Genomic DNA, 15,322 nt, shown 5'->3' on the forward strand with positions numbered 1-15,322 from the left:
GCGTGGCGGCGGGTTGATGAAGAAAGAGACGGTCAGATCGCGATTACATCGCGCGTTCGAGCTTCTTCATCTTGCTGCGGATGCGCGTCTGCTTGAGCGACGAGAGGTATTCGACGAACACCTTGCCCATCAGGTGATCCATTTCGTGCTGGATGCACACGGCGAGGAGCCCTTCGCAGTCCACCTCGTAGCTCTCGCCCTTTTCGTTTAGCGCGCGCACGCGCACCTTTTCCGCGCGCTCGACTTCATCGTAGATGCCCGGCACGGAAAGACAGCCTTCCTCATGCACTTCGCGCTCGTCGCTCGACCAGATGATTTCCGGGTTGATGAACACGCGCAGCTCGTCGTGCGCGTCGGAAACGTCGATCACCACGACGCGCTCATGCACGTCGACCTGGGTGGCGGCGAGACCGACGCCCGGCGCGGCGTACATGGTTTCGGCCATGTCGGCGACCAGTTTGCGGATGCGGTCGTTGACCACCTCGACCGGCTTCGCGACCTTGTGCAGACGCTTGTCCGGGTAATGAAGAATGTTCAGTAGAGCCATGATTTGACGGGTTTCTCGTTGGGCGCCTGTAAGAGCCAGGAACAGGGAACGATGCGCGGCCTGGCCATTTGGCCAGCTTGCGAGTCCCATGCCGGATGCGGAGGATATCTCCTCATATTCGGACGAAAGGGCCGCAATTCAACGTTGAACGCGCTTATCGCCCGTGCGGACGCGCTGCGCCCGAAGGCGCGTGCGCAGTGCCACGGGTAAGGACGCCACGGTGTATTTCGGATGGTGAAAATTTTATCACGAGGTGCGGCAAACCGTCCGCGCCCGGGGAACCCAATGCCTACGATCTTGCCGATATCTGCCGAGGAGCTTGCCGCCTGGCTACGCCTCGCCCTCGCGCGCGGCCTGAGGCCCGCTGCGTTGCGTGCGCTGCTCGGCGCATTCGGCCTGCCTCAAAACGTGCTGGCCCAGCCGTTCGCCGCACTCGCCGCGGTGGCGGGCGCGCAAGCCGCATACGCCGCGCTGGCCGAGCCCCGGCCGGACTTCGTGGCGCAGCTCGAAGCCCTGCAGGCCTGGCGCGCGGCGCCCGGCAACGCGCTCATCACGCTTGCCGACCCGGCCTATCCAGCCCGCCTGCTCGACATGCCCGATCCGCCGCCGCTGCTTTACGCAAAGGGGCGGCTCGAGCTGCTGCACGCACGCGCAGTGGCCATCGTGGGCAGCCGCAACGCCACGCCGCAGGCCGTCGAGGACGCGGCCCGCTTCGCGCGCACACTTGCCGCGTCGGGTCTCGCAGTTGTCTCGGGACTCGCGCTCGGCGTGGACGGCGCCGCGCATCGCGGCGCACTCCACGAGCATGGCGGCACCGTCGCCGTGATCGGCACCGGCGCGGATCTCGTCTATCCCCCGGCCCATCGTCCACTCGCCACGCAGATCGCCGCACACGGTGCGCTTGTCTCCGAATGGCCGCTCGGCACGCCGGCGCGCTCTGCGAACTTTCCGCAGCGTAACCGCGTGATTGCCGCGCTCGTCGAAGGCGTCGTCGTGGTCGAGGCCGCGCAGCGTTCGGGCTCGCTCATCACGGCAAGGCTCGCCAATGAAATGGGACGCGACGTATTCGCGCTGCCTGGCTCGATTCACGCGCCGCTCACGCATGGCTGCCACGGTCTCATCAAACAGGGGGCGCAGCTGGTCGAATCGCCCGAAGAGGTGCTCGAAGCGCTGAACGTCGGGCAACCCTCCGCTGCCGCGCGCGCGCTCACGTCGCGGCGGGAACCAAGCCGCCCGAAGGTCTCGGTTCCCTTCGATTGCATGCCACGCGACGACGCAAGCGATACACCTCAGCTGGCGCTCGAAAGCCCCGGTTTCGAACCGCCGCGTGCGCATCGCGCGCAAGCGCAAAAATCGCCCGCCGGCCTTGGCGCCGAAGCCCGGCGCCTGCTCGAGGCACTCGGTTACGCGCCCGCCACGGTTGAAATCCTCGCGCAGCGCACCGACATGCCCGAAGCGGTGCTGCAAGGCACGCTGCTGCAACTCGAACTCGCGGGACACCTCGACGCGCTGCCGGGCGGCTGGTTCGTGCGGGCATCGCGAGGCTGACGCCGTGGATTGGGGGCGCATCACCGCCCGCGCGTCGCCGTGATACATTCGCGCCAAATACCCCGCTCTATATATAAGAGAACGCAAGGAACGACCATGCCCGCGCTAGACCTCGACACCGACGCCGAACAGATCGCCGAGCGCGTCAGCAATCCAGACACGCTGTTCGTCGCGTGCCTGTGCGCGCAATGGTGCGGGACGTGCCGCGATTACCGAGCCACGTTCGACCGCATCGCCGACGCGCATCCCGACGTCTGCTTTGCGTACATCGACATCGAAACCCATGCCGACCGCTTCGACGATCTCGATGTCGAGAACTTCCCGACCATCCTGATCGAAGACGGTCACGCCACGCGCTTTTTCGGCACGGTCCTGCCGCACGCCGCCGTGGTCGAGCGCATGCTTTCGGATCTCACGGCGCTGCCGGGCGTTTCCGATGCGCCCAAACTGCGCCCCGCCCTCAGCGCGGTTTGAGCGCAGACTGCATCTGACCCCGATCAGGCACGCCGCTTGCCGCGCGGCCTGGCGCGCCCTTATGATTGGGCGCCCTGGCGAGTGCGCGGGTGTCGTCATGAGATGACGCAAAAATCGACGCCGACGCGCCATGTGCTATAAAGCGGTCGAGAACGGCCCCCCGAGCGGGGCAGCAACGCCGGGCATCGAGCCCAAGCGCCCATTCAGGCGGCATCGGCCCCGGGGCGCCAACCGGATACATCCACAAGCAACCAGTCATGTCCAAAGCTCTGATCATCGCCGAGAAGCCATCCGTCGCGAACGACATCGCGCGTGCGCTGGGCGGTTTTACCAAGCATGACGAGTACTACGAGAGCGACGACTACGTGCTCTCGTCGGCAGTCGGCCATCTGCTGGAAATCGCAGCGCCGGAAGAATACGAGGTCAAGCGCGGCAAGTGGAGCTTCGCTCACCTGCCCGTGATCCCGCCGCACTTCGACCTGAACCCGATCGCCAAGAGCGAATCGCGGCTCAAGGTGCTCAACAAGCTGATGAAGCGCAAGGACGTCACGCAGCTCATCAACGCCTGCGACGCGGGGCGCGAGGGCGAGCTGATCTTCCGCCTCATCGCGCAGCACGCAAAAGCGAAGCAGCCGGTCCAGCGCCTGTGGCTCCAGTCGATGACGCCGCAGGCGATCCGCGACGGTTTCGCGAATCTGCGTAGCGACGACGACATGCTGCCGCTCGCCGACGCAGCCCGCTGCCGCTCGGAAGCCGACTGGCTCGTCGGCATCAACGGCACGCGTGCGATGACCGCCTTCAACAGCAAGGGCGGCGGCTTCTTCCTCACGACGGTTGGCCGTGTTCAGACGCCAACGTTGTCGATCGTCGTCGAACGCGAAGAGAAAATTCGCCGTTTCATCCCGCGCGATTACTGGGAAGTGCGTGCGGAGTTCGTCTGCGCGGGCGGCTTCTACGAAGGCCGCTGGTACGACCCGAAATTCAAGAAGGACGAATTCGATCCGGAAAAGCGCGACTCGCGACTCTGGAGCCTGCCGGCTGCCGAGACCATCGTCGCAGCCTGCCATGGCCGCGAAGGCACGGTCAGCGAAGAATCGAAGCCGTCCACCCAGCTCTCGCCCGCGCTCTTCGACCTGACGAGCCTGCAGCGTGAAGCCAACGGCCGCTTCGGCTTTTCGGCCAAGAACACGCTCGGCCTCGCCCAGGCGCTGTACGAAAAGCACAAGGTGCTCACCTACCCGCGTACCGATTCGCGCGCGCTGCCCGAGGATTACATGGGCACGGTGAAAGAGACCCTCGAGATGCTCAAGGAGAGCAACAACTACCTGCCGCACGCCAAGCAGGTACTCGACAAGGGCTGGGTGAAGCCGAACAAGCGCATCTTCGACAACTCGAAGATCAGCGACCACTTCGCCATCATCCCCACGCTGCAGGCGCCGAAGTCGCTCTCGGAGCCCGAGCAGAAGCTGTACGACCTCGTCGTGAAGCGCTTCCTCGCCGTGTTCTTCCCGGCGGCGGAATATCGCGTCACCACGCGTATCACCGAAGTCGCCGGGCATCACTTCAAGACCGAAGGCAAGGTGCTGGTCGAGCCGGGCTGGCTGCAGGTCTATGGCCGCGATGCGGGTGGCGACGACGCCAACCTCGTGCCGGTGAAGAAGGACGAGAAGGTCAAGACCGACAAGATCGCGGCGCACCAGCTCGTGACCAAGCCGCCTGCGCGCTACAACGAAGCGACGCTGCTCTCGGCGATGGAAGGCGCGGGCAAGCTCGTGGACGACGAAGAGCTGCGCGAGGCCATGGCCGCCAAGGGCCTGGGCACGCCGGCCACGCGCGCGGCGATCATCGAAGGTCTGCTCGGTGAAAAGTATCTCGTGCGCGAAGGCCGCGAACTGATCCCGACGGCCAAGGCGTTCCAGCTCATGACGCTGTTGCGCGGCCTCGGCGTGGAAGAACTCACCGCGCCGGAACTCACCGGCGAGTGGGAGTACAAGCTTTCGCAGATGGAGCGCGGCAAGCTCCCGCGTGACGCGTTCATGCAGGAAATCGCCCGCATGACGCAGACCATCGTGAAGCGCGCCAAGGAATACGACTCGGACACGATCCCCGGCGACTACGCGACGCTGCAAACGCCGTGTCCGAATTGCGGCGGCCAGGTGAAAGAAAACTATCGCCGCTTCGCCTGCACGAAGTGCGAGTTCTCGATCTCGAAGATTCCGGGCGGTCGCCAGTTCGAAATCCCCGAAGTGGAAGAACTGCTGCAGAACAAGACGATCGGCCCGCTCTCGGGCTTCCGCAGCAAGATGGGCCGGCCGTTCTCCGCCATCCTCAAGCTCTCGTTCGACGACGAAATCAAGAACTACAAGCTCGAGTTCGATTTCGGCCAGGACTCCGGCGCCGAAGATGGCGAAGCGCCCGACTTCTCGGAGCAGGAACCGGTGGGCGCTTGCCCGAAGTGCAAGGGACGCGTGTACGAGCACGGCATGAGCTACGTGTGCGAGCACTCGGTCGCGAATCCGAAGACCTGCGACTTCCGTTCGGGCAAGGTGATCCTGCAGCAGGAAATTGCGCGCGACCAGATGGCCAAGCTGCTGGCCGAAGGCCGCACCGACTTGCTGACCAACTTCAAGTCGTCGCGTACGGGCCGCAACTTCAAGGCTTTCCTCGTCAAGCAGCCGGACGGCAAGATCGGCTTCGAGTTCGAGAAGAAGGAGCCGAGCGCGAAGACGGCGGCCAAGACGGCCGCGAAGAAGTCGGCTGCATCGGCCGAGGCGACGAACGATGCCGCGAACGACACGGCGGATTCGGCTGAAGAAGGCAAGGCGAAGCCCGCGCGCAAGACGGCGGCCGCCAAAGCCGCGCCGGCGCGCAAGACCGCCGCCCGCAAGACGCCGGCGCGCAAGACGGGGTCGTAAAGCCGTCCTCTCGCGGGCCGTCTCAGTCCCGAACGCAGCCAGGCAAAAAGGCGCAGCTTCTCACGAAGCTGCGCCTTTTTTATCGACCGTTAAACAGCGATGCCGGACTTATAGCGGCGAAATCGCCGAAGTACGGGTGCGCGCCGCCGAAGCGCGCGCGGCCTTCGGCGCGCGCTCGCCGTCCATACCGTTGTGCTCGCCGTCGTGCACGCTACCAACCGGCGCGGGCTGCACGCCATCGTAGTCGTCGCTCGCAACGCCATTGCGAGCCGCGACTGCCGGACGCGCGAGGCCGTCCTTGACCCACTGCTCGCCGAGCTGGCTGTTCGGCGTCTGGCTGAAGTGCTCGACGAGGTGGTCGATGAACGTGCGCACCTTGGCCGGCAAGTGACGGCGGCTCGGATACGCAACGTTGATCTCCACCTGCGGCAGACGATAATCGCCAAGCAGCCGCACGAGGCGCCCGCGCGTCATGTCGCGGCCGATCAGGTAGCTCGGCAGAATCGCGATGCCCATGCCGAGCAGCGCGAACTGGCGCAGCATCTCGGTGTTGTTCGCCACGATCACGTTGGTCGGGCGCACGCGGACTTCGCCGTCCGGCCCCGTGAAAACGCGCTCGTCGCCCCAGTACTCGGAGGGCAGCGAGAGGCTCGGGTGCTCCATGAGATGCTCGGGGCGCGTGGGCGTGCCGTGCTTTTCGAGGTACGCGGGCGTGGCGCACACGGTCATGCAACCCGTGGTGAGGCGGCGCGTGACGATGCTGGCGCTGCGCATCTGGCGCGCGGTCACGACGCCCAGATCGAAGCCCTCTTCGACGAGATCGACCTGACGGTCCACCAGCGTGACGTCGGGAATGACCTGCGGATAGCGCTGCGTGTACGTCTGCAGCACCGGCGCGAGATTGTGGAGCCCGAAGACGACCGGCGCGACGATGCGCAGCGTGCCGACGGGTTCGTGATTGCGCGCGACAACCATCTGTTCGACATCCTCGAGCTCATCGAGAATCTGGCGGGCGCGCTCGAGATAAACCTGACCCGATTCGGTCAGGGAGAGACTGCGGGTCGTGCGATTGAGCAGACGCGTGCCGAGTCGACCTTCGAGGTCGGCAACATGCCGCGTCGCAACCGCGTTGGAGATATCCATCGCAGAAGCGGCCCGGGCGAAACTGCCGAGGTCGGCCACTTTGACGAATACTCGCATCGACTGCAAATGATCCATGAGACAACTCCTGCCTGTTACTGCCCCGCTGTTAATCAGCGGAGGAAACCGCGAATTCTCCTACGACAGCAGAAATCCTGCAGAAGTTGCCTCCGAAGCCCTTATTTTCTTAACGAATTCTTCGACTGCACCCCAAAATGCATCAACAGAGGTCGGATTGTTACCTCGAACGAAACAATTTTGCGCGTTGCAGCGAAATAACCGCTCAAACGCCGAACAGACGGGCCTCTGCACCGCACCAATGCATTCGACCCCGGAAATAAAAATGGCCGCCCGAAGGCGGCCATCAGATAGTGAGCGCTCACATTACATGATTACAGACGCGTTTCCAGCGTCTTGCGAGCGTCCTTCAACACTTGCGGCAAGCCATGAGCGAGCTTGTCGAACAGCTCGGCGTGCAGCGCGAGTTCGGCGCGCCAGGCGTCGGCATCCACCGAAATCACCTGCTCGAACTGCGCCTCGCTAAAGTTCAGGCCGCTCCAGTCGAGATCGCCGTAGCGCGGCGACACACCGAATGCGTGCTCGTCGCCTGTGGCCTTGCCCTCGACGCGGCGCACCATCCACTCGAGCACGCGCATGTTCTCGCCAAAGCCCGGCCACACGAACTTGCCATCCGGCCCTTTGCGGAACCAGTTCACGCAGAAGATGCGCGGCACCGTCGCGCCAGCCTTGGCGAGCCGTTCGCCCACGTCGAGCCAATGGCCGAAGTAGTCGGCCATGTTGTAGCCGCAGAACGGCAGCATTGCGAACGGATCGCGGCGCACCACGCCCTGCTGCCCCGCGGCCGCGGCCGTGGTCTCCGAGCCCATGGTCGCGGCCATGTAGACGCCCTCGGTCCAGTCGCGCGCCTCGGTCACGAGCGGCACCGTGGTCGAACGGCGGCCGCCGAAGATAAACGCATCGATGGCCACGCCCTTGGGGTTCTCCCACTCGGGATCGATCGACGGGCACTGCGACGCGGGCGCGGTGAAGCGCGCGTTCGGATGCGCGGCCTTGCGGCCGGTTTCCTTGCCGATGGCGGGCGTCCAGTCGTTGCCGAGCCAGTCGATCGCGTGCGCGGGCGGTTCGTCGGTCATGCCTTCCCACCAGACGTCGCCGTCGTCGGTGAGCGCGACGTTCGTGAAGATCACGTTCTCCTTGAGCGTCGCCATGGCGTTGAAATTGGTCTTCTCACCGGTGCCCGGCGCCACGCCGAAGTAGCCGGCCTCGGGGTTGATGGCGTAGAGACGGCCATCGGCGCCGGGCTTGATCCACGCAATATCGTCGCCGATCGTGGTGATTTCCCAGCCGTTCATGGCAGGCGGCGGAATCAGCATGGCGAAGTTGGTCTTGCCGCACGCCGACGGGAACGCCGCCGCGACGTGGTACTTGCGGCCTTCCGGCGAACGCACGCCGAGAATCAGCATGTGCTCGGCGAGCCAGCCTTCGTCGCGGCCCATGGTTGAAGCGATGCGCAGCGCAAAACACTTCTTGCCGAGCAGCGCATTGCCGCCGTAGCCCGAGCCGTAGCTCCAGATCTCACGCGTTTCCGGGAAGTGGACGATGTACTTCGTCTTGTTGCACGGCCACGGCACGTCCTTCTCGTCTGCTGCGAGCGGCGCGCCCACGCTGTGCACGCACGGCACGAATGCGCCGTCTTCGCCGAGCACGTCGTACACGGCGCGGCCCATGCGCGTCATGATGCGCATGTTCACGGCCACGTAGGGGCTATCGGAAAGCTCCACGCCGATATGCGCGATGGGCGAGCCGAGCGGGCCCATCGAGAACGGCACGACATACATCGTGCGGCCACGCATCGAGCCCGCGAACAGGCCGTCGAGGGTCGCGCGCATTTCGGCAGGCGCGACCCAATTGTTGGTGGGGCCGACATCTTCCTTGGTGGGAGAGCAGATGAAGGTGCGATCTTCCACGCGCGCGACGTCCGAGGGGTCGGAGCACGCGAGATACGAATTCGGACGCTTCTGCGGATTGAGACGGCGCATCGTGCCGGCCTCGACCATCTGCGCACACAGGCGGTCGTATTCTTCCTGGGAGCCGTCGCACCAGACGATGCGATCCGGCTGCGTATGCGCTGCGATCTTCTGCACCCAATCGATCAATTTCCGGTGCCGGACCCAGGCGGGCACCTGTGCGGCGGCCTGGGCTTGGTAGTCGGGATGGTTCATCGAGCTGTCTCCATTTTTAGGGCTGTAAAAAAGGAATCGGCCCTTTTCAACGCTGCACGCGAGAGGCGCAACTCATGCGAACCGGATGTCGATGGCAGATCAACATGCGAATCGGTCCGCGCAGTTGGGCAGGTCGTCAAGGTCCTTTAGCCTGGGGTTCGAAACCGTCTGTAAAGCGGCTTGCATCGGAGCCCGACAAGCTGTTAAAAGTTGCAAATTCGCGGCTGCATGCCGCGTCAAAAACCTGCGTGCGTAGCCTCGGGCTTGCGCAATTGCAATGCCTGCTGCAGCACGCGGCGAGCGACGTGAAGGCTCCCTATATTCATACCAGCCTTCCCGGCGCTGCATAGTGGGATAACCACCAGATGAACACCGAAGTCGCGCTACGAAAGGCGCGATGCAAAACACGCAAAACAACCCGCCGCCATGAAAATTGCCATCCTTGACGACTACCAGGACGCCGTCCGCAAGCTCGACTGCTTTCAACTGCTCGCCGACCACGAGGTCAAGGTTTTCAACAACACGGTGCGCGGCCTCGGCCAGCTCGCCAGCCGCCTCGCCGAAGTCGACGCGCTCGTCCTGATTCGCGAACGCACTCGCATCACCTCGCAACTGCTCGACAAGCTTCCGCATCTGCGCATGATCAGCCAGACGGGCAGGGCCGGTCCGCACATCGACATCGAGTCCTGCACCGAGCGCGGCATCGCCGTGCTCGAAGGCACCGGTTCGCCCGTCGCGCCCGCCGAACTCACGTGGGCGCTCATCATGGCAGCGCAGCGCCGCATTCCGCAGTACGTCGCCAACCTCAAGCAGGGCGCGTGGCAGCAGTCGGGCCTCAAGACCTCGGCGATGCCGCCCAACTTTGGCTTGGGCCAGGTGATGCGCGGGCAAACGCTCGGCATCTGGGGCTACGGCAAGATCGGCCGGCTCGTGGCCGGCTACGGCAAGGCCTTCGGCATGCGCGTGCTGGTGTGGGGCCGCGAGCATTCGCTCGAAGCGGCGCGCGCCGACGGCTACGAAGCCGCCGCAAGCCGCGAGGCGCTGTTCGAGGAGAGCGACGTCTTGTCGCTACATCTACGCCTGCACGATGACACTCGCGGGATCGTGAAGCAGGAAGATCTGCTGCGCATGAAGCCCACGTCGCTGCTCGTCAACACGAGCCGCGCAGAGCTGATGGAAGAAAACGCGCTGCTCGGCGCGCTTGCGCACAACCGGCCGGGCATGGTCGCGATCGACGTGTACGAGAGCGAGCCGATCCTGCAGGGCTACAGCCTGCTGCGCATGGAAAACGTGATCTGCACGCCGCACATCGGCTATGTGGAGCGCGAGAGCTACGAGCTGTACTTCGGCGGAGCGTTCCGCAACATCCTCGCGTTCGACGCGGGCGATCACGCGAGCGTCGCGAACCCCGAAGCGCTGCAGGGCGGCCGTCGCAAGTAAGCGCGGCTGCGCGGGGCGGCACGCGCCGCCCTTCGTACAACTTTGCGTCTGATTTTCGATGCGGCCGCGTGCGCTCAGGCGTTCGCGGCCGCTTCCATGACCTCGGGCAAACGCGCGAGGAAACGCTCGCCGTCCACGCGGCCGAGGTTGTAGGCGTGCTGCATCTGCTGCGGGCTCGTGTAGTCCCAGCTCGAGATCGGCACCCTCGCCGACGGCTGCACGTAAAGGCGCTGCTGCACACCCTGCGCCGCCTGATGCCGCACGACGAACATCTGCGGACGCGGGTAGAGCCGCGTCACCATCACCAGCACACGGCCGGGCGTGTCGTCGAGCGCGCCGACCGGCACGTTGTCGACCATGCCGCCATCGAGCACCGGGCGGCCGTCGCGCCGCAGCACCGGCGTGAACGGCGGCGTGCATGACGACTGCAGGATGAGATCGGCCAGATCCTCTACGCTCGCGCAATCCTGCGCCGTCACGAACTCCGGATGGAACCCGAGCTTGCGCCCGAGCGTGGGATGGAGCGTCTTGCGGATGTGTTTTTCGATGTTGTACGCGATGAGACCCGCCGCCACGGCGCTGCGCGCGCCGAGCCAGCGCGGCACATGCGACACGCCGATGCGGATCTCAGGCGCGTCCTGGAGCTGCGTGAACGGCTCGCCGTAAATGTCGAGCAGCGCCTGGCGATAGATGCGGTAATGCGGAAACACCGACTCGCCGCGCAGCAGATTGCCCCAGTAGGCGTTGCGCTTGTTGTGGCGCAGCGCTTCCTCGTAATAACGCATGACCCAGTCGGCGTCGCGCGTGTAGAGCATGCACGCAGTGGCCGCGCCCGCCGAGATGCCCGTAATGACGCGCGGGCGAATGCGCAGCTCGGGCTGGACGATGTCCCAGAACCCCGCCTGCCACCAGCAGCGATTGCCGCCGCCGGCGAAAACCACCTGATCGAACATGCCTTCTACGTCCTTCGAAGCGACCGATACCGATCGGAAGCGCCAAGCTTAATCGAGCAGCGCGTAGGTCGAGGTCGCGTGAACCGCCATCCGGCCGTCTTCGTCGTAGAGTTCTATTTCACCGAACACCAGATTGCGGCCCATGCGCAGCACGCGCGCGGTCACGAGCACGTCGCCCTTGCGCACCGCGCGCATGAAGTTCGTGTTCAGTGCGACGGTCGTCATGGGCTTGAAGCCGCCGAGCGCAGCCGTGATCGCGACGATCATGGCCGTATCCGCCGCCGCCATGAACACCTGGCCGCAGATCACGCCGCCCGAATGGCGCAGCTCGCCGGAAAACGGCAGGCGCAAGGTGGCGCTGTCTTCCGAGACCTCGACGGGCTTCATCCCGAGCGCGCGCACCCACGGGGCCAGCACGCGCTCCAGCAGCGCGTCGATTGCGTTGTCGTCCATCGTTTGCCTTTGTGGATTGCCGTGCGACGATTCCAGCCGATTGCCACCTACCTCGGCGAACCAGCGGTGCACAGCGACTAGCTTGAAACCTGGTTTGACCCAGGAGTGGCGACATCATACCGGGACAGCACGGCGCCCGTGGTAAAGGCACAAACGCCCGCGCAGACGAGGCTTACGCCGCATCGACAAACTATTTTCAGATAATTTGCAGAAGGGGCTTGCCAAGCCCAGAAAAGTCCTGCATAATCTTTCTTCTGTTGGGGGCGTTAGCTCAGTTGGTAGAGCAGCGGACTCTTAATCCGTAGGTCGAGTGTTCGAGTCACTCACGCCCCACCAGCGAATTCAGCCAAAAAGCCCGATCCTTGCGATCGGGCTTTTTGCATTTCTCCGCAGCCACTGGCGTGAGTTACTTCACGCGCCTCACGTGACGCGACGCCTGTTTCGGACGCGGCAGCCAGCGGCCGAGCGCCTCGAAGCCGTCGAGCTGGCGCAGCAGCGTGTCGACGGTCGAAAGCTGAACGTGGGTGAGATGGTTTTGCTTCAGAAGCGCATGCAGGCGCTTGCGCCAGTACGCGACACCCATCACCGGCATTTCGAAATCGCCAGCCAGCGACGGCGGCATCACGCGCGCGATGTGCGCGATTTCCTGTTCGACGAATGTCATGGCTATCCCCGTTGGTCCTGCCGTGGTTTCTTATCGTATGAAGTACTGTAGGACGCTCCGGGGCGCTCGCCAGCCTACCCGTATGGATAGGTAACAAATAGTCCGACTAAATTGGGGATGGACGCCGCTGAAAGCGGCGCCTCGCTGCCCGACTCTTGCGCTTCGTCGTTCACCGGCAAGCCGGTCATTCACGTTCCACGCTTGCCAGGTCCGTAACGGCGTGGATGGCAAAAAACTTCGGAATCCAGACGATCGAACTCCGATCCGCATGCCTCGCTTTTCCGCCTCGCTTCGACAGCACGCTCGCGACCCAGATCCTCTAGCGGCCAGCGCTCAGAGGAACGGCTTGCCGTCCACCTGTTCATAGACGACGTTGCCATCGTCGTCTTCGAACTGCTCCAGATAGTTACGGGCGCCGCACAGCGGACACCGGAACAAGGGCCCCTGCCCTTCGTTCTTGATCACGACCTCGCTCTGTTCCCACGGGGTGCCGCACGACTGGTTGCGGCAAACGAATGTACTCGACATGCAAACTCTCCTGACTGTTACGGGTGCAAAGCCTACCGCAAGTGCGGCCCGCGCGCCGCAAATCTCCGACTCCCGCCGCAATTACGCTCCCAGGCTGTTCACTTCTTGAGCAGTTGGCCGACCTTCTGTTCCGGCCTGACGCAATCCTTTCTCCGCCCTGAAGGCTCGCGTGCCGCGCATTCGAGCCGCATGCACGCGCTGGGCCGCGACCGCCCGGCAGCGCGCCGCGGCGCCGCCGCGCTGGCATGGTTCTCGCGTTAGCGTGCCCCGGTAGCGCGGCCTCGCCGCGCCCATCCATATCGAGATCGAGAACACAGAGGAGCACGCAGATGAATCACGCGGACATGCAATTCCTGACCACCGAATTCCCGTACAAGAAGCAGTATGGCAACTTCATCGGCGGCGAGTGGGTCGCGCCGCTCGGCGGCGAGTATTTCGACGATATCTCGCCGATCACCGGCCACGCGTTCACGTCCATCCCGCGCTCGCGCGAAGCCGACATCGAACTCGCGCTCGACGCCGCACACAAAGCCAAGGCCGCATGGGGCAAGACCTCGCCCACCGAGCGCGCCAACATTCTCAACCGCATTGCCGATCGCATCGAGCAGAACCTCCACAAGCTCGCCGTGGCCGAGACCATCGACAACGGCAAGCCGCTGCGTGAAACGCTCGCCGCCGACATCCCGCTTGCCGCCGACCACTTCCGCTATTTCGCGGGCTGCGTGCGCGCGCAGGAAGGCGGCATCTCGGAGATCGATCACGATACGGTCGCGTATCACTTCCATGAGCCGCTGGGCGTGGTCGGCCAGATCATTCCGTGGAATTTCCCGATTCTCATGGCCGCGTGGAAGCTCGCGCCCGCGCTCGCGGCGGGCAACTGCGTCGTACTCAAGCCCGCCGAGCAGACGCCCGCATCGTTCCTCGTGCTCACCGAACTGATCCAGGACCTGCTGCCGGCCGGCGTGCTCAACGTGGTGAACGGCTTCGGCCTCGAAGCCGGCAAGCCGCTCGCCTCGAACAAGCGCATCGCCAAGATCGCGTTCACGGGCGAAACCACCACGGGCCGCCTCATCATGCAGTACGCGAGCCAGAACATCATCCCCGTGACGCTGGAGCTGGGCGGCAAGAGCCCGAACATCTTCTTCGCCGACGTGCTCGACCACGACGACAGCTATTTCGACAAGGCGCTCGAAGGCTTCGCCATGTTCGCGCTCAACCAGGGCGAGGTGTGCACGTGCCCGTCGCGTGTGCTCATCGACGAGAAGATCTATGACCGCTTCATGGAGCGTGCGCTCAAGCGCGTAGCGGCGATCCAGCAGGGCCACCCGCTCGACACGAAGACGATGATCGGCGCGCAGGCCTCGCAGGAGCAGCTCGAGAAGATCCTCTCGTATATCGACCTCGGCAAGCAGGAAGGCGCGCAATGCCTGATTGGCGGCGAGCGCAACAGCCTCACCGGCGAACTCGGCGACGGTTATTACGTTAAACCCACTGTCTTCCGCGGCCACAACAAGATGCGCATCTTCCAGGAAGAGATTTTCGGACCCGTGGTGTCGGTCACGACCTTCAAGACCGAAGAGGAAGCGCTGGAAATCGCCAACGACACGCTCTACGGCCTCGGCGCAGGCGTGTGGACGCGCGATGGCACGCGTGCCTACCGCTTCGGCCGCGCGATCCAGGCGGGGCGCGTGTGGACCAACTGCTACCACGCATACCCGGCGCACGCGGCGTTTGGCGGCTACAAGCAGTCGGGCATTGGGCGCGAGAACCACAAGATGATGCTCGACCACTACCAGCAGACCAAGAACCTGCTCGTGAGCTATAGCGAGCAGCCGCTCGGGTTCTTCTGATCGCACTGCGTGCCCTGAGCGTCGCGCGCGGTGGTTCGCGGTAGAGAGGCCGCAACCGCGCGCGACGCCTCCTTCGTTGCGTCTTGAGAGGAGCATCACGACATGGTCGAACGCGTTACCGCCACGCCGGCGGCGCTCGCGCTGATCGAGCAGTTGGCGCGCGAGCACGGTTCCCTGCTCTTTCACCAGTCGGGCGGCTGCTGCGACGGCAGCGCGCCCATGTGCTTTCCCGTCGGCGAGTTCATGGTCGGCAATGCCGACGTGCAGTTGGGAGAAATCGGCGGGATGCCGTTCTATATGACGGAGGCGCAGTTTGAATACTGGCAGCACACCCAGCTCATCATCGACGCCGTGCCAGGCAACGGCGGCATGTTTTCGCTCGAACGACCCACGGGCCTGCGCTTTCTCACGCGCTCGCGGCTCTACGACGACGAAGAGAACGCGTGGTTCGAGGCGCATCCGGTGACGCGCGTGCGTGTGTGACGCTCGGGCGCCCGGCACACCAGGGGCGTCGCACGGAGCATGGTGCTATCTTGGTTCGCAGGCGCTGCGCAGTCGCGCGGCCAT

At 64.5% G+C, this 15,322-nt stretch carries 13 protein-coding genes and 1 tRNA gene; 7 read left to right on the forward strand and 7 right to left on the reverse strand.

Annotated elements, in window-relative coordinates:
* Window positions 1–43: 43 nt before the first annotated feature.
* Window positions 44–547: a peptide deformylase gene (gene def, locus E1N52_RS13420; protein ID WP_133183275.1), complete on the reverse strand. Its 504-nt coding sequence runs from the start codon at window positions 545–547 to the stop codon at window positions 44–46.
* A 285-nt stretch (window positions 548–832) separates the two neighbouring features.
* On the opposite strand from def, the gene dprA reads away from it, so the two are divergent.
* The 3 genes from dprA to E1N52_RS13435 all read left to right on the forward strand — a co-directional run bounded on the left by dprA (window position 833) and on the right by E1N52_RS13435 (window position 5,484).
* On the forward strand, window positions 833–2,095 hold the full coding sequence (gene dprA / locus E1N52_RS13425; RefSeq protein ID WP_133183276.1) for a DNA-processing protein DprA: 1,263 nt from the start codon (window positions 833–835) through the stop codon (window positions 2,093–2,095).
* A 96-nt stretch (window positions 2,096–2,191) separates the two neighbouring features.
* Window positions 2,192–2,569, forward strand: coding sequence for a thioredoxin family protein (locus E1N52_RS13430; RefSeq protein WP_133183277.1), 378 nt, complete (start codon window positions 2,192–2,194; stop codon window positions 2,567–2,569).
* A 257-nt stretch (window positions 2,570–2,826) separates the two neighbouring features.
* Complete coding sequence (locus E1N52_RS13435) at window positions 2,827–5,484, forward strand: DNA topoisomerase III (protein ID WP_133183278.1); 2,658 nt, start codon at window positions 2,827–2,829, stop codon at window positions 5,482–5,484.
* A 108-nt stretch (window positions 5,485–5,592) separates the two neighbouring features.
* Here the strand turns inward: E1N52_RS13435 and E1N52_RS13440 are convergent, their stop codons facing one another.
* Both E1N52_RS13440 and E1N52_RS13445 read right to left on the reverse strand, forming a co-directional pair.
* A complete protein-coding gene (locus E1N52_RS13440; RefSeq protein WP_133183279.1) occupies window positions 5,593–6,702 on the reverse strand; it encodes a LysR family transcriptional regulator in 1,110 nt (369 codons plus the stop codon).
* A 314-nt stretch (window positions 6,703–7,016) separates the two neighbouring features.
* Entirely contained in the window at window positions 7,017–8,867 is a 1,851-nt protein-coding gene (locus E1N52_RS13445; protein ID WP_133183280.1) for a phosphoenolpyruvate carboxykinase (GTP), read from the reverse strand.
* 426 nt (window positions 8,868–9,293) lie between these two features.
* On the opposite strand from E1N52_RS13445, the gene E1N52_RS13450 reads away from it, so the two are divergent.
* Window positions 9,294–10,307: a D-2-hydroxyacid dehydrogenase family protein gene (locus E1N52_RS13450; RefSeq protein WP_133183281.1), complete on the forward strand. Its 1,014-nt coding sequence runs from the start codon at window positions 9,294–9,296 to the stop codon at window positions 10,305–10,307.
* Window positions 10,308–10,381: 74 nt separating this feature from the next.
* Here E1N52_RS13450 and E1N52_RS13455 read toward each other — a convergent pair whose 3' ends face one another.
* Window positions 10,382–11,260: a patatin-like phospholipase family protein gene (locus tag E1N52_RS13455; RefSeq protein ID WP_133183282.1), complete on the reverse strand. Its 879-nt coding sequence runs from the start codon at window positions 11,258–11,260 to the stop codon at window positions 10,382–10,384.
* A 48-nt stretch (window positions 11,261–11,308) separates the two neighbouring features.
* Complete coding sequence (locus tag E1N52_RS13460; RefSeq protein WP_028203232.1) at window positions 11,309–11,713, reverse strand: PaaI family thioesterase; 405 nt, start codon at window positions 11,711–11,713, stop codon at window positions 11,309–11,311.
* 260 nt (window positions 11,714–11,973) lie between these two features.
* Between E1N52_RS13460 and E1N52_RS13465 the strand changes: the two genes are divergently transcribed.
* Window positions 11,974–12,049: transfer RNA gene (locus E1N52_RS13465), tRNA-Lys, on the forward strand.
* Between the two features lie 70 nt (window positions 12,050–12,119).
* On the opposite strand, the gene E1N52_RS13470 is transcribed toward E1N52_RS13465, so the two are convergent.
* Window positions 12,120–12,377: a hypothetical protein gene (locus tag E1N52_RS13470; protein WP_051481331.1), complete on the reverse strand. Its 258-nt coding sequence runs from the start codon at window positions 12,375–12,377 to the stop codon at window positions 12,120–12,122.
* Window positions 12,378–12,710: 333 nt separating this feature from the next.
* On the reverse strand, window positions 12,711–12,905 hold the full coding sequence (locus E1N52_RS13475) for a hypothetical protein (protein WP_069264575.1): 195 nt from the start codon (window positions 12,903–12,905) through the stop codon (window positions 12,711–12,713).
* Window positions 12,906–13,234: 329 nt separating this feature from the next.
* On the opposite strand from E1N52_RS13475, the gene adh reads away from it, so the two are divergent.
* Window positions 13,235–14,755: an aldehyde dehydrogenase gene (adh, locus tag E1N52_RS13480; RefSeq protein ID WP_133183283.1), complete on the forward strand. Its 1,521-nt coding sequence runs from the start codon at window positions 13,235–13,237 to the stop codon at window positions 14,753–14,755.
* A 102-nt stretch (window positions 14,756–14,857) separates the two neighbouring features.
* Complete coding sequence (locus E1N52_RS13485) at window positions 14,858–15,238, forward strand: DUF779 domain-containing protein (protein ID WP_133183284.1); 381 nt, start codon at window positions 14,858–14,860, stop codon at window positions 15,236–15,238.
* Window positions 15,239–15,322: the final 84 nt, after the last annotated feature.

It is taken from the genome of Paraburkholderia guartelaensis (assembly GCF_004353905.1).
GTDB lineage: Bacteria > Pseudomonadota > Gammaproteobacteria > Burkholderiales > Burkholderiaceae > Paraburkholderia > Paraburkholderia guartelaensis.